Annotated in this window: 19 protein-coding genes; 11 read left to right on the plus strand and 8 right to left on the minus strand. The window is 58.3% G+C overall.

Translation table 11 applies throughout. The annotated features are described in order from the left end of the window. On the plus strand, window positions 1-452 hold a 452-nt coding region (locus ABIQ96_RS03610), incomplete at its 5' end, for an aminopeptidase (protein WP_348213183.1). A gap of 84 nt (window positions 453-536) precedes the next feature. Here the strand turns inward: ABIQ96_RS03610 and ABIQ96_RS03615 are convergent. The 4 genes from ABIQ96_RS03615 to ABIQ96_RS03630 form a co-directional block, all read right to left on the minus strand. Next, complete coding sequence (locus ABIQ96_RS03615; protein WP_348213184.1) at window positions 537-1,226, minus strand: DUF899 domain-containing protein; 690 nt, start codon at window positions 1,224-1,226, stop codon at window positions 537-539. Between the two features lie 24 nt (window positions 1,227-1,250). Continuing rightward, the gene (locus ABIQ96_RS03620; protein WP_348213185.1) at window positions 1,251-1,751 is read right to left on the minus strand and encodes a VOC family protein; all 501 of its coding nucleotides are present in this window, start codon (window positions 1,749-1,751) and stop codon (window positions 1,251-1,253) included. 25 nt (window positions 1,752-1,776) lie between these two features. After that, entirely contained in the window at window positions 1,777-2,295 is a 519-nt protein-coding gene (locus ABIQ96_RS03625; RefSeq protein ID WP_348213186.1) for a VOC family protein, read from the minus strand. 108 nt (window positions 2,296-2,403) lie between these two features. Beyond that, window positions 2,404-2,901 carry a hypothetical protein gene (locus tag ABIQ96_RS03630; protein WP_348213187.1) on the minus strand — a complete coding sequence of 166 codons (498 nt, stop codon included), beginning with the start codon at window positions 2,899-2,901 and terminating at the stop codon, window positions 2,404-2,406. 150 nt (window positions 2,902-3,051) lie between these two features. On the opposite strand from ABIQ96_RS03630, the gene ABIQ96_RS03635 reads away from it, so the two are divergent. The 6 genes from ABIQ96_RS03635 (at window position 3,052) to thiH (ending at window position 8,165) form a co-directional block, all read left to right on the plus strand. Next, a complete protein-coding gene (locus ABIQ96_RS03635; protein WP_348213188.1) occupies window positions 3,052-3,507 on the plus strand; it encodes a GatB/YqeY domain-containing protein in 456 nt (151 codons plus the stop codon). Window positions 3,508-3,563: 56 nt separating this feature from the next. After that, window positions 3,564-3,911, plus strand: coding sequence for a hypothetical protein (locus ABIQ96_RS03640; RefSeq protein WP_348213189.1), 348 nt, complete (start codon window positions 3,564-3,566; stop codon window positions 3,909-3,911). A 216-nt stretch (window positions 3,912-4,127) separates the two neighbouring features. Next, window positions 4,128-4,880, plus strand: a complete 753-nt coding sequence (locus ABIQ96_RS03645) for an SHOCT domain-containing protein (protein WP_348213212.1) — start codon at window positions 4,128-4,130, stop codon at window positions 4,878-4,880. A gap of 154 nt (window positions 4,881-5,034) precedes the next feature. Further along, window positions 5,035-6,276 (plus strand): NAD(P)/FAD-dependent oxidoreductase, encoded by a 1,242-nt coding sequence (locus ABIQ96_RS03650; protein WP_348213190.1) that lies wholly within the window; start codon window positions 5,035-5,037, stop codon window positions 6,274-6,276. A 232-nt stretch (window positions 6,277-6,508) separates the two neighbouring features. Next, on the plus strand, window positions 6,509-6,823 hold the full coding sequence (locus tag ABIQ96_RS03655) for a DUF2288 family protein (RefSeq protein WP_348213191.1): 315 nt from the start codon (window positions 6,509-6,511) through the stop codon (window positions 6,821-6,823). A 205-nt stretch (window positions 6,824-7,028) separates the two neighbouring features. After that, window positions 7,029-8,165 carry a 2-iminoacetate synthase ThiH gene (gene thiH / locus ABIQ96_RS03660; RefSeq protein WP_348213192.1) on the plus strand — a complete coding sequence of 379 codons (1,137 nt, stop codon included), beginning with the start codon at window positions 7,029-7,031 and terminating at the stop codon, window positions 8,163-8,165. Between the two features lie 58 nt (window positions 8,166-8,223). Here thiH and ABIQ96_RS03665 read toward each other — a convergent pair whose 3' ends face one another. From ABIQ96_RS03665 to ABIQ96_RS03680, 4 genes are all read right to left on the minus strand, one after another. Further along, window positions 8,224-9,093, minus strand: coding sequence for a toll/interleukin-1 receptor domain-containing protein (locus ABIQ96_RS03665; RefSeq protein ID WP_348213193.1), 870 nt, complete (start codon window positions 9,091-9,093; stop codon window positions 8,224-8,226). 153 nt (window positions 9,094-9,246) lie between these two features. Further along, on the minus strand, window positions 9,247-9,822 hold the full coding sequence (locus tag ABIQ96_RS03670; protein WP_348213194.1) for a hypothetical protein: 576 nt from the start codon (window positions 9,820-9,822) through the stop codon (window positions 9,247-9,249). 551 nt (window positions 9,823-10,373) lie between these two features. After that, window positions 10,374-11,165, minus strand: a complete 792-nt coding sequence (locus ABIQ96_RS03675; protein WP_348213195.1) for a hypothetical protein — start codon at window positions 11,163-11,165, stop codon at window positions 10,374-10,376. Between the two features lie 94 nt (window positions 11,166-11,259). Beyond that, complete coding sequence (locus ABIQ96_RS03680; protein ID WP_348213196.1) at window positions 11,260-11,943, minus strand: GDSL-type esterase/lipase family protein; 684 nt, start codon at window positions 11,941-11,943, stop codon at window positions 11,260-11,262. 100 nt (window positions 11,944-12,043) lie between these two features. Here ABIQ96_RS03680 and dprA point away from each other — a divergent pair, with 100 nt between their 5' ends. The 4 genes from dprA (at window position 12,044) to ABIQ96_RS03700 (ending at window position 16,880) form a co-directional block, all read left to right on the plus strand. Continuing rightward, window positions 12,044-13,144: a DNA-processing protein DprA gene (gene dprA, locus ABIQ96_RS03685; RefSeq protein ID WP_348213197.1), complete on the plus strand. Its 1,101-nt coding sequence runs from the start codon at window positions 12,044-12,046 to the stop codon at window positions 13,142-13,144. 287 nt (window positions 13,145-13,431) lie between these two features. Beyond that, window positions 13,432-13,617 (plus strand): CsbD family protein, encoded by a 186-nt coding sequence (locus tag ABIQ96_RS03690; protein ID WP_348213198.1) that lies wholly within the window; start codon window positions 13,432-13,434, stop codon window positions 13,615-13,617. A 12-nt stretch (window positions 13,618-13,629) separates the two neighbouring features. Further along, window positions 13,630-14,142, plus strand: a complete 513-nt coding sequence (locus ABIQ96_RS03695; protein WP_348213199.1) for a ferritin-like domain-containing protein — start codon at window positions 13,630-13,632, stop codon at window positions 14,140-14,142. Window positions 14,143-14,336: 194 nt separating this feature from the next. Further along, the gene (locus ABIQ96_RS03700; protein ID WP_348213200.1) at window positions 14,337-16,880 is read left to right on the plus strand and encodes a DNA topoisomerase; all 2,544 of its coding nucleotides are present in this window, start codon (window positions 14,337-14,339) and stop codon (window positions 16,878-16,880) included. Window positions 16,881-16,917: the final 37 nt, after the last annotated feature.

Genomic DNA, 16,917 nt, shown 5'->3' on the forward strand with positions numbered 1-16,917 from the left:
CCGCGCCGGTGAAGAACTCGGTGGAGGGCTTCATTTCCTACAACGCGCCCACCATCTATCAAGGCATCCCGTTCGACTCGATCCGGCTGGAATTCGAGAGCGGAAAAATCGTCAAGGCGGACGCCGGTTCCAAGACCGCCGCGCTCAACAAGATCCTGGATAGCGACGAGGGCGCGCGCTACATCGGCGAGTTCGCGCTCGGCTTCAACCCGGTGATCCGCGAACCGATGCGTGACATCCTTTTCGACGAGAAAATCGCCGGGTCGTTCCACTTCACCCCCGGTCAAGCCTACGAGGGCGAGGCGGACAACGGCAACCGCGCACAAGTCCACTGGGACATGGTCAACATCCAGCGCAAGGGCTACGGCGGCGGCGAGATCTGGTTCGACGGCAAGCTCATCCGCAAGGACGGCATCTTCCTCGCCAAGGCTTTGGAGAAGCTGAATGGTTAGGCCAATGTGCTCCGGCTGTCTTAGCCGGAAGCGAAGGCCCGGAACCCGGCTGGGACAGCCGGGACACATTCTTGGTGCCGCTGTCTAGTACTCATCATGCCTTCGCCACCATTGGTAAGGCGCTGACTGCGGCCGGCCCGGCGGCGAATCCTCCCATTCCTCCTGCCGTCCGAATGGCGTGAGATCCAGAAATGTCCAATTGCTTCCGAGGGCTTCCAATCCGCGGCCCGTGGTGAAATAGGTTCGATAGATTTTATCACCATCTCGCATGAACACACTCAGCCCGTGTTCCTCCTCCTCGGCCGTTGTCATTTCAAAATCGTAGTTGAAATCCGTTCCCGCGGAGGAAACCCACGGGATCTCCCAGCCCATCCTCTTCTTGTAAGCTTGGATGTTTTCCAACTGTGCGATGGAAACCGCTGCGAAGGAAACATCGCGGGCATGGAGGTGAGACGGATGGCCGAGGTTATCGATGAACATCGTGCATCCCGGACAGGCCGCCGTCGGCCAGCCACCAACTGTCGGCGCGTACATGAAATGATAAAGAAGGAGTTGGCGACGGCCTTCGAAAAGATCCAGCAGCCGGACCTTGCCCTGCGGTCCTTCAAACACATAGTCCTTCCCGATTTCCACCATCGGCAGCCGCCGTCGTTCGGCGGCCAACGCATCGCGCGCCCGGGTAGCCGCTTTTTCCTTCACGAGCAAAGCATCGCTTTCCCGCTGCCACTCTTCCCGCGAGACGATCCGGGGGAGTCCTGTTTCGATGGCGTTCATAATTCTGTGGATTTGAATTTTCTATCAGTCTCCGGCATGCGCGCGTTTCAAGGCTGCGATGTCCAGCTTCTTCATCTGCAACATCGCGCCCATTGCGCGACCGGCCTTCTCCCGATCAGGATCGCCGAGAAGTTCGGGCAAGATGGAAGGAACGACCTGCCACGACACACCGAAATTGTCCTTCACCCAGCCGCATTGCTGCGCCTCGACCGGCCCGCCTTCGGATAGATGGTTCCAGAAATGGTCCACCTCCTCCTGCGTTTCGCAATCGATCTGGAAGGAAATCGCCTCGCTGAATTTGAACGTCGGCCCGCCATTCAGCCCGGTGAAGGCCTGGCCGTTGAGTTCGAAGGCCACCACCATCGCCGATCCAGGTTCGCCGCCGTGGATTTCCTGTCCGACCTCGGTGTAGCGGCTGACATCGGTGATTTTCGAGTTCTTGAAAATAGAGATGTAGAACTCCGCCGCTTGTTCCGCCTGCCCGTCGAACCACAGGCAGGGCGTGATTTTCTGCTTCGCTATCATCACGGAATTGTATGTTAGAAAAAACTCATTCCTTGTTTCCGCCGCAGCACATTTCCTGCGACGCCTTCTGCATTTCCTCCGGAGAGACATCACGGACATGCGTGGCGATCGACCATGCGTGGCCGAAGGGATCCGTCACAATCCCGTAACGATCGCCCCAGAACATATCGTCGAGCGGCATCTTCACCGTCGCTCCCGCCTTGACGGCCTGGGCGAAAACGGCATCCGAATCAGCTACCTGGAGATGGATGGTGACCGACGTGCCGCCACGGGCGTTTGGTCCAAGACAATTCCAATCCGGCATTTCGTCCACCAGCATGACCATCGAATCGCCGATGCCCACCGCGGCGTGCATGATCTTTCCGTCCGGCGTCGGGATCCGGCAGTATTCCACCGCACCGAAGGCTTTCTTGTAAAATTCAATGGCATCCGCCGCTCCCGCGCAAACGAGATGCGGTGTCACGGTGTGCATCCCGTTCGGCACGGGATCGACTTTGGAATTCGTGGCGGCAGGGAGGGTATCGTTCATGGTTTGTGTGCTCATGGCTTTTGATTTTTTCAGAGGTTATTCAAACAAACAGGGTGGTTGTTTCAATAGCACGACGAACGACCGTCCGCAAACAGGACAGCGTTTTGTCGATTTCCGAAAATTTCACGGAGTGACGATGGCAACGAGCAAGGTCCCGAAAAGCAGCACGGGCACGAGGATCACCAGCCGTGACAGCCAGATCGTCGCCGGTGGTTTCGGCTTGGGGGCGATGGACAGGATGCGCTTCGCCTCGGGCAATCCCACGACGTCGGCGAGGATGTCCTTAGTGGCGTCGCGACCACCACGCCAAAGGTTTGCCAATACCATCGGTGACCAGATGAGTCCCCAGGGAAATCCCCACCAGCCGAAAAACGTCGGGATCACCGTCGCGCCGAACAAGGGCCCCATCGGCCAGTCACCGGTTTCGATGACCCGGACGGAACCCATGCTGCGGCGGAAGGTCAGGACCAACATCGACGCGACATAAGGATAGATGACGTAGCGCTTGCCCTCCATGACCGCCTTGACGACGGGGTGTTCCGATTCCGGAACCTCGACGGTGCGCGGCGTGTAGCGATCAAGCGGTGACGGGTGTTGTGGGGATTGCTGCAAGTCGGGCATCCGCGATTCTCTATCAGGATCGCGGCGGGACGTCAAAGCTGTTTACGGGTCTTTTTCGCAAACAAGAGGTCGTGGACGGAGATGGCCTGTGAGAAGGGTCTTATCGGCAGTTTTGCTTGGCGGAAACGAGGGCCGTGATAGGACAGGGTCATGAGCAACACCGCCACCCAACTTCCGGAAGACATCAAGAACGCCATGCGGGCCAAAGACACAACCGCACTCAACGCCCTGCGCGCGCTGAAGAGCGCCCTCACGAATGCCGCCATCGAGAAAGGCGGACTCGGCACCGAGCTTGAGGAATCCGAAGTGCTGGCGGTGGTGCGGAAACAAATCAAGCAGCGCGTCGATTCCTGCGAGCAGTTCGAAAAAGCCGGCCGGCCGGAACTCGCCGCGACCGAGAAGACGGAGATCGAAATCCTTTCCCGCTACCTTCCCGCCGCGCTAACAGAAGCCGAGCTGCTGGTCATCATCGAGCAGGCCGTGACCGATACCGGAGCCTCCGGCAAGGCGGACATGGGCAAGGTGATGAAGCGCGCCCAGGAACTCGCGGAAGGCCGCGCGGATGGAAAATTGCTTTCCGCCGCAGTGATGAAACGGCTCGGGTGACGGATACCACCCCGCAGGGATTTGTCCGTCGTCCAATCAAAAACAAAACCACCGCCATGCCATCGTCCGCCTATTTGAGCCTCTCTTCGGTTGTGGGACTGCTGTCCATGGCGATACAGATCGCCGCGTGTGTTCTGTTACTGCGCGAGCGGTCGGCGGCGACATGGATGATGATCGTGGGAACTGTGATTTCGACCCTCGGCAAACTGGGGTCGCTTACTTCATTGGTTACCTGGTGGAGAATGACGGGGCAGGGCTATTACACCATCGTTTATGCGACAGTCAGTTTTGGATCCCTGTTGTTCCTCGCAGGACTGCTGCTCTATGCCATGCAGCGCCGCGCGTTGGCCCACCGCATCGCGGAGCTTGAGGCCATTCTCGCCGACCAATCCGAATCGCCATAGCCAAAAATCCACCGGCCGGAGTGTCGTGAGAGATTCGTGTGACCTCGCAAACCTGTAAAAATTCCGCCGCCGTTCGCGCTGATTATCAAAGATTTCAATTCTATGCGGCTCCGCATCCCGTGAAATATGTTGTTTCAGGATCGCCGACGTGTAATGCGTTCCCTCCCAACTGCCGGCGCGGCTTGGGAATATCTCAGGCACAACCTTCCCCTCATCATGCAACAACTCACTCCTGCGGGACAAAACATCATCAACGACATTTCCCGTCGTTACAATCTGAGCTACAACTCGGCGGTCAGCATGCTCGTTTCCGTCAACAACGGCAACGGCTCCATGGCGCAGTTCAGTTGCCCGGAACTCGGCAGCGGCCAATGGATGCGCGGCGGCATGACCATGGTCGGCGACATGTTCAACCACGGCCTGAAAAACACCGTGAACAATCTCTGCAGCGAACTCTCCAGCGCGCTCGCGAACAACCAGATGTTTCCGCCCGCACCGCAGGGTGGTGGTGGCAGCGGAAACTGGTGGCCCGGCGACCTGGGTTCGCCATCCAGCAGCGGATCACAAAACAACATCCGCTATGCCTTCTTTCCACAAGCCCGCCGACTGGTGGTGCAGCGGGATGGACAAGTCACCGTCTTCGATACCTTGGACCACCGCATCGGCGGCGTGAGCCAACAACAGGGCGGCAACACGTCGCTCACGTTCACCAGTCAATACGGCACCGTTTCCACCCTCAGCCTGCCATTGGTGAACGGCCCGGGGCTCCAACCGGCGAACAATACGAACTTCGCCGCGCCTCCCGCGCCAGCGTTCCAACCGCCACCGCCTTCCAATCACCAAGCACCGAACCAGGGATCGTCCGACCTCATGTCGCTTTTGGAAAAACTCGGCCAACTCCGCGACTCCGGCATCCTAACACCCGAAGAGTTCGCCGCGAAGAAGACCGATCTGCTGAACCGGCTTTAAGAGGCTGTCGTTAAAATCAAACCGCGGATGAACAGGATATACGCAGACAAGAAAGGGATCAAATCCTCCGAATTCCGATTTCCCATCTGTGTTCTTCATCTGTGTTCATCCTGTTCATCTGCGGTTGAATGACTCTTAATTCTAACGACTGACCATGGCATCGCATCCCGTGCTCGATCTTGCCGTCATCGGCGGCGGGGCTTCGGGTTTTTTCACGGCGCTTCAATACGCGGAACTCGCTCCGGGCAAGAGCGTGGCGATCTTCGAAAAAGGCAGTCATTTCCTCCAGAAAGTCAGGATCTCCGGCGGCGGCCGCTGCAACGTCACCCACGCCTGCTTCGATCCCGGCGAGATGTCGAAAAACTATCCGCGCGGCTCCCGCGAGTTGCGCGCCGCATTCCACCGCTGGCAGCCGTCGGACACCGTCGAGTGGTTCAGGCACCAAGGTGTGGAACTCAAGACCGAGCCTGACGGACGGATGTTTCCCGTCACCGACCGCTCGGAAACCGTGATCGATTGCTTCCTGGAACGGGCGCGCAAATCCGGGATCACGCTCTATCAGAACCGTCCGCTGACAGGAATCACTCTTCTCGACGACGGAACATTTTCCCTGCAATTTGAAAATCTGGAAACACCAGTAGTTGCCCGCACCGTCTGCATCGCCACCGGTTCGCTGAAAGGCAGTTCGCTGCTCCAACATCTGAAGGCACTGGAGCAAACGCTGCAACCACTCGTGCCTTCGCTCTTCGCCTTCAATGTCAGCGACCGCCGCATCAGCGACCTGGCGGGCGTTTCCCATCCACATGTTTCGATCCGCCGCGAAGGAACGAGCACCGCGCGCCAAGGGCCGCTGCTCATCACCCATCGGGGCTTCAGCGGACCGGCAGTGTTGCGTCTATCCGCTTGGGAAGCGCGGGAACTGGCGGAAACAAACCACCATTTCCCTTTCATCATCGATTGGCTGCCGGAAATGAAACCGGACGCGATCCAGGCGCAGTTCGACGACAACCGCCGGACCCATGGTGCCAAGCTCGTCCGCAACAGCCCGATCCCACCCCTGCCGCGGCGGCTGTGGGAACGCATCGTCGCCTGTAGCGGCATCGAGGATCAAACGACTTGGGGACAACTGCCGAAAGCCGCCGCCAAAAACCTGCTAGACGGATTGAAATCCGCACGCTTCGAGGCCCAGGGCAAGACGACCAACAAGGACGAGTTCGTCACCTGCGGCGGCATCGAACGGAAAACCATCGACTTCCGGACGATGCAAAGCCGCAATGTTCCCGGGCTTTATTTCGTCGGCGAGTGCATCGACATCGACGGCATCACCGGTGGTTTCAATTTCCAAGCCGCCTGGACCACCGCCCACATCGCCGCCACCGACATCGCGACGCGGTGATGGCCGTTAGAACCTAGGGCCATTTTCATTTGGATTTTTGAACCACAGATGGACACGGATAAACACAGATTTCGGAATGGAAGGACTGATGACTTACCCGTTTTCAGCTCAATAAATCCTCTTATCCGTGTGAATCAGTGTCCATCCGTGGTTCGATTGTTCTTATTTGAGTGATTGCGCGCCGGACATTTCCCGCTTGGTGCCTCGGCTCGGTCCGGCGTATTTCTCCCGCGTGATTTTACCCGACTCCACCACTCCCGAACCCGGCGGCACCTTGGACAAGCTGGCCAACTACACCGGCACCGTGCCGTGGAGCTACCTCGCGCCGCACCAGACCACCGGCAGCCTGTATTTCGTCGATCCGTCGCTGAAGCTGGAGGTCGTCGGCGCGGCAATTTCCGAAAACAACGCGGAGCAGGTGAAGGCGTGGTTGAAATCGGGAGACCTCGTCAAGATCGAGGAGATCCACGCGGCGCAATGGACCGACATGGCGAAGGAATTCGAGGCGCTGGTCGTTTCGCCGTTCGTCCTCTGCCGGCAGGTTTGAGGCGGATGCCCGCCGACCGCCGCGTTTCCGCCTGGATTCCGAAAGAGAACCACGAAAGGCACGAAGAGGCACGAAATATCAATGAGTAGGAACAACCCATTCCATAAAGGTCTTTCGTGCCTCTTCGTGATTTTCGTGGTTACCCTCTTCCTTTAGGCAAACCACCTTTGACGTCCGGCCCGGGAAGCAGCACATTCCGCCCGCCATGGCTTTTGCGGATGTTTTTCCTGAACTTTTGAAGCGCCCGACTCCGTTGATGAGGCGCTTTCTCCAGCTTGTTTCCGAGGAAACGGGCGGGCCGCTCGAAGCGTTGGCCCGGCAAAGCCAGCAAGTGACGCGACGCCATTTCGGCAAGACGATGCGGCTTTTCGCGCCGCTCTACGTGTCCAACGAGTGCGTGAATAATTGCAAATACTGCGGCTTCTCGCGCGATGCGGCGATTTTCCGGACGACGCTCACGGTGGATCAAGTCGTGACCGAGGCGAACTATCTGCACGGACTCGGCTTTCGAAATGTCCTGCTCGTCGCCGGAGAGCATCCGAAGTTTGTCTCCGACGGCTATCTCCAGGAATGCCTCGACGCGCTCAAGCCATTCATCCCCACGCTCGCTCTTGAAGTCGGGCCGATGGAGGACGACCAATACGCGGAGATCGTCGGTCACGGCGCGGAAGGACTGGTCGTCTATCAGGAAACGTATCACCGCGAGACCTATCAGCAGCTCCACACGGCGGGGCCGAAGAAGAATTTCGACTGGCGGTTGGATTGCCCGGAGCGCGCTTACGCCGGTGGCTTCCGTCGGATCGGGATCGGCGCGTTGTTCGGGCTGGCGAACTGGCAGTACGAGGCGCTTGCGCTGTGTGCCCATCTTGAGTATTTATACAAACACTGCTGGAAGGCGCAGTTCACCGTCGCCTTTCCGCGGATGCGGCCCTACGCGGGAAATTACGAATACCAGCCGGACCCGGATCTCTATCTGCCGGACAAGGCGTTCGTCCGGTTGATCGCCGTTTTCCGCCTGCTGTTTCCCCAAGTCGGCATCGTCGTTTCCACCCGCGAGCCCGCGGCGCTGCGCGATGCCATCGCCACGCTCGGCGTGACCCACATGTCCGCAGGAGCCAAGACCGAACCCGGCGGCTACACCGGCGCGGGCGGCGACGATCTCCACCTCACCGTCAAAGGCCGCCGCGTGGAACTCCAGGAAAAATCCGGCTGTGAGAAAGCCACCGAGCAATTCCAGATCACCGACCACCGCAGCCCCGCCGAAGTCGCCGCGATGCTGCGCGGGCAGAATCTTGATCCCGTGTGGAAGGACTGGGACGAGTCGCTGCTGGCTCTGGCTTGAGCGGTTTCTGTCCGCTGCAATCTCCTACTGATCCGGCGCTTCGCGGGCAGGCGGTTGATCAACCGCGTCCTGTTCGCTGGGCGCCTTCGAAGCCCACTGCCCCTCCTCGCGGGTTGTCGTCATTGGTTCGTTTGAATTCGCCAACACCATGGATAATCCTTCTTATATAGGTGCCATACGCGACAAACAAGCCGCTTATCCCGTCATCTTCAGGCATCTCACCGAGCTGAAATATAGCAGATCCAAACTGCATATTGCTCCCCTCGCCAGCTGAGTAGTGAAGATGCAAGAACCGGTCGAATCGCATCTCTCCATGGACTCGAAACTCCATGCTTTTAGGCATAGTTCGCCCATTGAAAGTGGTTACATCATTCGGAGTAATCAATTCCAAAGATCCCCCTAGTATAGTGTCAGCAGTCGCTTTCAGAGTTAGGACAGCACCATAGTCGATTACGGCATCGCCTTTTTCTGTGCATACGCAGATATGGCCGTCCCAACGACCGTCACATTTTTGAACCCGTGGAAGTGGTCTTTTTAAAAGAGAAATCAACGAGCAAATGGCTTCCGTAGCGTCCACTGAACAATCCAAGTAAGACACCGGTCGCTGATTCAGACGGCTCACAACAATGGTCGGATCGCAATCATCAATCTTTATCATCAGAATTCGATTCCGCAGGTGCTCGAGGGTGTGCGCGAAATTGATTTCAGCTTTGACCCACTCTGAGCCTACAGAGTCTTGCGACGCGACCATGATGAACCAGTCGCTTGATCTAATTCCTTCTTTGATTCTTTCAGGAAGATTCACTCCAGGCGGAATATCGTTTCTGTCGATGAAGTAGTCGACATCGAGCGATCGTAAAATTCTGCTCAATCGTGTATCAACCCACTGCGTATTTTCCCGTGAATAACTAATAAAGCACTTTGACATCCGAAATGAATTCTGTTTTAGTCCTACGCTGAAATGCTGAGACTTTCCTCAGCGAACATTTGAAGTGTGGCACGGCGTGAAGTGGCGTCCAGAACGAAGTGAACTAGCAGCGTTGTCCGCCGTTGCCACTATGACCAGGGGCCTGGCCCTCTGTCATGATAATCCCTCCGAACCGCGGACGAAAGACGTTGATTTTGCAGAGGGTGGTAGTGGGCGGCTAGGAACGACGACTCCTTGTTCTACGTCGGCCGCAGAATCCGCAAGATATTCTTCATACAATTCTTCCAATTCCAATCTCCTATCGTCGCCTATGGATTCGTCTTCTGAATCTGTCGGATAAACAGATAGCTCAAGATCCAGCTTAAGTTTTCCTGCCATCCCCAGTAGGGCGAAGGGAAACCGGAAACAACTGTAGCCCGGAGGATAAATATCGGCACCGAAATCAATGCACAGATTCTCAACCCCATCGAAATCACGGAGCCGTGACAGCTCGTTGGCATGATCTCGCATGAAGAAAAAGACCTCCTTGAACTGGAGCTCGATATCATCAAAGCCCGCTCCGCTGACCTCTACATTGATGCCAGATCGGGCATTTTTACGACCATCCGGTTTGCTTACAGGAAGAGATGGTTCGCCCTTTCTATAGACATTCATCGCGAGAAACGATGAGTCCGCTAAAAACGCATCAACGTCAAATTGGGTGCCTGATGCTCTCAGTATGGCTGACATATTTTTGCAGAATGTCGTGTTGGTGGAGTGCAAAACAATATCGATTCAGGTTAGCCCGTGCAAGCCTGCGGAGATCCGGAGTTAGCCCGTGCAAGCCTGCGGAGATCCGGAGGTACAATCCACTGCGGATGGACTCAGAGCGGGTCGTCTCTCCCCCTGCATGGACGAGACGTCCATGCCCCCTATGAACTCGGCGAAAAAACACGGGGTTGGGACGCAGTCCGTGGACTGCGTGCAGCCTGCTGCCGCTTTGGCCCGGACAGCCTGCTGTCGGACCGGGTTGCCCGGTGGGGGTATCCGGTGCGGGCGGACAGTTTAAGGAATTTCAGATGATCTGGGGTGACGGCCACGCGGAGGCGGCAGCAGGCTGCGTGGCCTCAAAGCGGCAGCAGGCTTCCGCAGTCCAAGGCGGGCGGGCCTTATGGAGTGCGGTGGCAGAGCGCAGTGGCGACACCGCTTTTGATTCTTCGGGAGGCGGATGCAGGAAGACGATGGCGGCCGGTTCATCCAAAGCGGTGTGGCGCTATTGCTTCCCACCGCACTCCAAGGGTCTATTTCATCCCCATGTCCTTGCGGATGGCTTCGACCATCTTGATGTGGCGGAGGTCGTTTTCCTTGCTGGACTCGCTATCCTGATTGAGGCCGTAGGGCCAGAAGTGCTGGCGGTCGGCGTGGAGGACGGCGTCCTTGCCGTCGAATTCGCGGAGCTGTTCGAGTGCGTTTTTGCCGGTCCAGAGGCCGTCCTTGATGTTTTTCCCCCAGTTCTCGCCGGTGCCGATGCCGAGGGTGTGGGCGATTTCATGAAGGGCGACGCGGCGGCTGATGGAGCCGCCCCAGTTGATCCAGCCGTCGATGTTGGAGTCCGCGGTGGGCGTGCCGGGGCTGTTGTTGGCGGTGAGTTCCTTTTTGAACCGGCCGTTTTTGTTATAAAATGCGACGCCCTCGTCCATCGCGGAGACGATGCGTTTTTTGCGGTCTTCCGGCCATTTGTCGGAGCCGCCGGAGAGCTTGTAGGTGATGGAGCCCGGCGGTTTTTTCGCGGCTTCGGCTTCCTCGGCGGCGGATTTTTCCGCGGCTTCCTTTTCGGCTGACAACTTGGACTGTCGTTCTTCGGCATATTTCCGATCCTCGGAGTTGAGCATTGAGAACGGGATGACGGCCGGTTTTCCGTTGTCACGTTTGACGGTGACGGCGGTGGTGTCGGCGCTGACGAACTCGGCGACCAACACGCGTCCGTCACTGGCCGTCCAGACGCGGGGCAGCTCGGCGGCCATGCCGGGCATGACCCACGCCGCGGCGATCAGAAAAAAAACGAAAAGGAATCTGGGAACGTGAAATTTCATCGGCGGAGGACTGACTTTAACCACGGCAGCCTCCGAGCGTTTCAGATTCCCACCAAAACAGGGATCCCCATTTCGGGTGAGAATGGCCGGCCAATCAATTCACCTTCGCCCATTCCTCACGGAGAACCGGATCGAGAATGGACTGCCATTTCGCGTAGCCGGAGTCGTTGAGGTGGAGATGGTCGTCGCGGAAATACGAGGCGATCGGCTGGTCCTGGGAATCGACAAGGTAGCTGGTGGAATCGACATAACGCAGCCAGCCCTTGTCCTTGCACCAGCTTTCGAGGCGCCGGTTGAGGTCGTTGACCTGGGGGATTTCAATCGCCCGGCGGGGCGCGACTTTCACTGAGGTGAGGATGACACGGATTTTGGGAAACCGGTCATGAGCCATGTTGAGGAATTTCGTGTAGTCGGAAAAAGCGTCGTCCACGGTGAGCTTCTCGTCGATGTCGTTGCTGCCGGTGTAGGTGACGAGGACTTTCGGTTCGTGCCGGGTGACGAGAGTTTCGAAATAGACGACGAGATCATTGGCCACGCTGCCGCCGAAGCCACGGTTGACGACGGGCAGGCCAGGGAAATCCTCTTTCAAATGCGTCCACAGCCGGATGCTGGAGCTGCCGGTGAAAACGATGCCGCCTTTTTCCGGCACTTGCTTGGCGAAGGCGGTGATCTCGCCGACCATGCGTGCGGGATTCGGGCGCGGAGTGGGTTCGAGGGCGAGGACACACGGAACGCCAAGTGACAGAATCAGCAGGCTGCGGAGGAAAATGGATTTCATCGGGAGTGGGTTACGATTATCCCAAGCCGGATCATAGCGGGAAATTTCTATCGGAAAGCGGCTTTGACGTCCGCGCCATCTCCCGCCAGTCTATCGGCAGATGACCGCGAGAGAAGCAATCGTTGCCCTGAATCTGCTGCCGAAAATCGGACCGGTGCGCGTGCGGCGGCTGCTCGAAGCATTCGGCGACAACCCGGCAGCGATCCTCGGCGCGGCGAAGGACCGGCTGATGCGGGTGGACGGCATCGGCGAGGAAACGGCGAAAATCCTGCACGGCTGGCAGGATCATGCGGATCCGCTCGCCGAGATCCGCGAGGCGACGGAGCGCGGAATTTCCATCGTCACGCAGGACGACGAGGATTACCCCTCCCCGCTTCGGGAGGCTTACGATCCGCCGCTGCTGCTTTACGTGTGGGGAAAATTGGAAGCGCGGGACAAGCATGCGATCAGTGTCGTGGGCTCGCGGCGGGCGACGATTTACGGCAAGCAGGCGACGAAGAAGCTTTCCTATCAGCTCGCGCAATCCGGTTTTACCATCATTTCCGGCCTCGCCCGGGGCATCGATACGGCGGCTCACGAAGCGGCGGTCGCAGCGAACGGCCGCACCATCGCGGTGATCGGCTCCGGTCTCGGGAAACTCTATCCGCCGGAAAATCTCGCGCTCGCGGAAAAAATCGCCAGCGGCTTCGGCGCGGTGGTTTCGGAATTTTCGCTGAATACCGCGCCGGACAAGCAGACGTTTCCCATGCGCAATCGGATCGTCGCCGCGTGGGCGCGGGCGGTGCTGGTCGTCGAGTGTCCAGCTTGGTCCGGTTCTTTGATTACTGCAAATCTCGCGTCCGAGTATGGGAAGCCGATTTTCGCGGTCCCCGGGCCGATCGATAAGCCGACGTCCGCCGGTTGCAATCAGCTCATCCGCGACGGGGCGACACTGGTCGCCGATGCGTCGCACATTCTGGATGACCTCGGCGAGCTGCCATTCGCCCGCAAGGCCAGCATCGCGGAACCCGCGACCGAAATACCCGAGCTGCCGGAAGAGGAAGCCGCGGTTTTCGCCGCCGTGACAGCAGATGAATCGCCGGTGGATCTCATCATCGAGCGATCCGGCCTGCCCGCGCATGTCGTCACCGCGAACCTGATGAAACTGGAAATGCGGAAGCTGGTGAGGGCGTTTCCGGGATTCCGGTATGCGAGACGATGAATAAGTCCGGAAAATGTGTTCCGGCTGTCTCAGTCGGATCTTGCTGAGGCTTTGCTCCCGGCTGAGACAGCCCGGACACGTTCCAGAATGCACGAAAAGATGCGGCAATGACTGCAATCTGCGCGAGATCTCCCCCTGCTCAGGGTCTGAATTGAACTGGGATCAAAACCTCAAATTTTGATTTTCAGAGACTTGTGAAATCACAAATTCCTTGGCCCTGTTCTTGCGATAGCCCGGTTAGTCCGCTGTCAATTCCGACGGCGACCCTAACACAACCCACTACGATCATGACCAAGCTCGAAATCAAAGGCACCTGGAACGAAACCAAGGGCAAGCTGAAGCAAAAATACGCCGGCCTCACGGACGATGATCTCCTTTTCGAAGAAGGCAAGGAGGACGAACTCCTCGGTCGTCTTCAGAAAAAAACCGGCGAGACCAAGGAAGCCATCCGCGACGCCATTTCCAAACTCTGAATTTTCACAGCCATGAAAACCACCGATCAACCCAAGGCCGACACCGAACTCCACGAACTTCTTGTGGACCAGCTCCGCGACATCCTCTGGGCGGAAAAACACTTGGTGAAAGCCCTGCCAAAAATGGCAAAGGCCGCCAGCGACAAGAAACTGAGCGACGCCTTCACCAGCCACCTCGCGGAAACCAAAAATCACGTCGTCCGTGTTGAAACCGTTCTCAAGGGGCTCGGCCTCTCCACACGGGCCAAGAAGTGTCCCGCCATGGAAGGCCTGCTCAAGGAAGCTGACGAACTCGCCGAAGAATATGCGGATTCCAGCGCCCTCGACGCAGCGCTCATCACCGCCGCGCAGAAGGTGGAGCACTACGAAATCGCCTCTTACGGGACGATGCGTGCTTTCGCCCAACGCCTCGGCTACGCGGATGCTGTCAAGCTTTTGACCCAAACCATCGACGAAGAGGGCAAGGCCGATCAGGCATTGACCAAAATCGCCACGGGCGGGGTCAATCAAATGGCACTCGCCTGATTTCCTCCTCTGAATCAGCTCACCACGCACCTGCCGGGAAATTTCCGGGCAGGTGCGTTTTTTGCAATGTGACCTGATCCGCCAAGAACAGCCGGAATACGTTCCTTACCGGAAAATTTACCAATCGGCTTGCCAAATACGCGATCCCGAGCCTAGTCCCTCAGCCCACAGCCACTTAACGGCCCTCTTTCACCATGGGAAAAACACTCATCATCGCGGAAAAACCGAGCGTCATGACCGACCTCAGCCGGGTCCTCACCAAGGTCCTCGGCAAGTTCGAAAAAAACGGTAGCGGCCGCGATATTTTCTTCGAGAACGACAACGCTGTCATCACTTCCGCCGTCGGTCACTTGGTCGAGCTTCGCATGCCGATGGGCCCGAACGGCAAGAAGCTGCCCTGGAATTTCAGCGTTCTTCCGGCCATCCCGGACAAGTTCGACCTCGACCCGATCCCGGATTCCGAGGCCCGCCTCAAGCAGGTTCTCAAGCTGGCGAAGCGCAAGGACGTCGATCTCATCGTCAATGCTTGCGACGCCGGCCGCGAGGGTGAGCTGATTTTCCGCTACATCATGGAAATCGGCGGCCTCGACAAGCCGGTCAAGCGCCTCTGGATGCAGTCGATGACCAACGACTCGATCCTTGAAGCGTGGAAACAACTCCGTCCCGGCGAGCAAATGAAGCCGCTCGCCGATGCCGCGAAGTGCCGTTCCGAGTCGGATTGGCTGGTCGGCCTCAACGCGACCCGCGCCCTCACCTGTTTCAATTCCCGCCACGGCGGATTCAACATCACCGCCGCTGGCCGCGTCCAGACGCCAACCCTCGCCATCCTCGCCCAGCGCGAGGCTGAGATCCAAGCCTTCAAGCCGACGCCGTATTTCGAAGTCCACGGAACCTTCGGCGTCGAGGCTGGCGAATACCTCGGCAAGTGGATCGACGAAAATTGGAAGAAGGATGAGAACGCGCCGCTTTCGAAGCCGGAGCGCATCTGGGACCAGCTCACCGCCGAGTCCATCCAAGCGCGATGCCAGGGCAAGACCGGCAAGGTTTCCGAGGAAAAGAAGGCGAACTCGCAGATTTCTCCGCAGCTTTACGACCTCACGACGTTGCAACGTGAAGCGCCGTTTTCCGCGAAAGGCACCCTCCAGATCGCCCAGGCGCTTTACGAAAAGCACAAGATGATCACCTATCCGCGGACCGATTCGCGGTATCTGCCCGAGGATTATACCGGCAACGTCCGTGAGACGATGCAGGACGTCGGCAACAGCGATCTCGATGTCGCGAAATACGCCAAAGCCGTCCTCGCCGGTGGTGAAGGCGAGCCTAACGGTGGCCCGCGCCTTCATAAATCGCGCCGCGTTTTCGACAGCAAGAAGGTCTCGGATCACTTTGCCATCATCCCTACCGGCAAGTTCGCCAAGCTCAGCGAGGCCGAACAAAAGCTCTACGACATGATCGTGAAGCGCTTCATCGCCGTTTTCTATCCGTCCGCCGAGTTCGAGCAAACGACCCGCCTCACCCGAATCGAACAGGATTGTTTCAAAACCGAAGGCCGCATCCTGGTGAAACCCGGCTGGCTCGAAGTCTATGGCCGCCGCCCCGGTGTCGCCGCCGGAAAGGACGAACTCGTCCCCGTCCGCGCCGGTGAAACCGCCCACGCCGATCCTGTGGAAGTCCTCGCCGAGGAAACCAAGCCACCCGCCCGGATGACCGAGTCCACGCTCCTATCAGCGATGGAAGGTGCCGGCAAACTCATCGACGACGAAGCACTCCGCGAAGCCATGGCCGAGCGCGGCCTCGGCACTCCCGCCACCCGCGCGGCGACGATCGAAGGTCTCATCTCCCAGAAATACCTCGCCCGCGAAGGTCGCGAACTGTTCGTTTCCGGCAGCGGCATGCGCCTGATTTCCCTCGTTAGAGAAATGGAAATCGAAGGCCTCTACTCGCCGAAACTAACGGGCGACTGGGAATTCAAACTCCGCCAGATGGAGCAAGGCCACCTCAAGCGGAGTGATTTCATGAAGGAGATCATCGCCTACACCAACGAGATCTGCACCAAGGCCCGCTCCGCCGCCGACCTTGCGAAGAGCGAAGTCTTCCCCGACCTCAAGGTCACCTGCCCGATGTGCGGCGCTAAGAATCTCAAGCAAACCGAGGCCACCTACGAGTGCCGCGAGCCGGAGTGCAAATTCAAGGCGAAGAAACACATCGCCGGCCGCCTGCTCACCGAGGACGAGGCCATCCAGCTCTTCACCACCAAGCACGTCGGACCGCTCACCGGCTTCCGCTCGAAGTTCAACAAGCCGTTCGACGCCGCGCTCGAAATGGACGCCAAGTTCAAGATCAACTTCGTCTTCGAAGGCGACGACCGCGACGGCCCGCCCGAACTAACGGACGAGCAGATCATCGGCGAAGCGAAGACCGAGGAAGGAAAAACCTACAAGGTTTACGCCACCGAAAAAGCCTATCACGTCCCCGAGATCGTCACCAAGAAGGACCCGCACGGCATCCGCATCGGCAAGTCCATCCTCCAGTGCGAGATCCCCGGCGACCAGATGCTCAAGCTCATCTCCACCGGCAAGACCGACGTCCTCAAAGGCTTCGTCTCCAACCGCACCAAACGCAAGTTCGACGCCCACCTCACCTTCGATCCCAAGGACGGCAAGATCGGCTTCGACTTCCCGCCCCGCCCCGTGAAAAAGGTCGCCGCGAAAAAGACGGCGAAGGTGAAGGAGGCCTGAGGAGGGTAGCACTACGGGCTACCCGGGTGGGCCGAAG

The sequence above is a fragment of the Luteolibacter sp. genome (genome assembly GCF_039920825.1).
Lineage (GTDB): Bacteria > Verrucomicrobiota > Verrucomicrobiia > Verrucomicrobiales > Akkermansiaceae > Luteolibacter.

What these genes read in the sequence shown, in the direction of transcription:
- ABIQ96_RS03670 (WP_348213194.1), bottom strand. Translation starts at nt 9,822, where the DNA reads ATGTCAGCCATACTGAGAGCATCAGGCACCCAATTTGACGTTGATGCG.
- ABIQ96_RS03665 (WP_348213193.1), bottom strand. Translation starts at nt 9,093, where the DNA reads ATGTCAAAGTGCTTTATTAGTTATTCACGGGAAAATACGCAGTGGGTT.
- dprA (WP_348213197.1), top strand. Translation starts at nt 12,044, where the DNA reads ATGACCGCGAGAGAAGCAATCGTTGCCCTGAATCTGCTGCCGAAAATC.
- ABIQ96_RS03695 (WP_348213199.1), top strand. Translation starts at nt 13,630, where the DNA reads ATGAAAACCACCGATCAACCCAAGGCCGACACCGAACTCCACGAACTT.
- ABIQ96_RS03645 (WP_348213212.1), top strand. Translation starts at nt 4,128, where the DNA reads ATGCAACAACTCACTCCTGCGGGACAAAACATCATCAACGACATTTCC.
- ABIQ96_RS03615 (WP_348213184.1), bottom strand. Translation starts at nt 1,226, where the DNA reads ATGAACGCCATCGAAACAGGACTCCCCCGGATCGTCTCGCGGGAAGAG.
- ABIQ96_RS03690 (WP_348213198.1), top strand. Translation starts at nt 13,432, where the DNA reads ATGACCAAGCTCGAAATCAAAGGCACCTGGAACGAAACCAAGGGCAAG.
- thiH (WP_348213192.1), top strand. Translation starts at nt 7,029, where the DNA reads ATGGCTTTTGCGGATGTTTTTCCTGAACTTTTGAAGCGCCCGACTCCG.
- ABIQ96_RS03680 (WP_348213196.1), bottom strand. Translation starts at nt 11,943, where the DNA reads ATGAAATCCATTTTCCTCCGCAGCCTGCTGATTCTGTCACTTGGCGTT.
- ABIQ96_RS03675 (WP_348213195.1), bottom strand. Translation starts at nt 11,165, where the DNA reads ATGAAATTTCACGTTCCCAGATTCCTTTTCGTTTTTTTTCTGATCGCC.
- ABIQ96_RS03635 (WP_348213188.1), top strand. Translation starts at nt 3,052, where the DNA reads ATGAGCAACACCGCCACCCAACTTCCGGAAGACATCAAGAACGCCATG.
- ABIQ96_RS03640 (WP_348213189.1), top strand. Translation starts at nt 3,564, where the DNA reads ATGCCATCGTCCGCCTATTTGAGCCTCTCTTCGGTTGTGGGACTGCTG.
- ABIQ96_RS03700 (WP_348213200.1), top strand. Translation starts at nt 14,337, where the DNA reads ATGGGAAAAACACTCATCATCGCGGAAAAACCGAGCGTCATGACCGAC.
- ABIQ96_RS03650 (WP_348213190.1), top strand. Translation starts at nt 5,035, where the DNA reads ATGGCATCGCATCCCGTGCTCGATCTTGCCGTCATCGGCGGCGGGGCT.
- ABIQ96_RS03620 (WP_348213185.1), bottom strand. Translation starts at nt 1,751, where the DNA reads ATGATAGCGAAGCAGAAAATCACGCCCTGCCTGTGGTTCGACGGGCAG.
- ABIQ96_RS03630 (WP_348213187.1), bottom strand. Translation starts at nt 2,901, where the DNA reads ATGCCCGACTTGCAGCAATCCCCACAACACCCGTCACCGCTTGATCGC.
- ABIQ96_RS03625 (WP_348213186.1), bottom strand. Translation starts at nt 2,295, where the DNA reads ATGAGCACACAAACCATGAACGATACCCTCCCTGCCGCCACGAATTCC.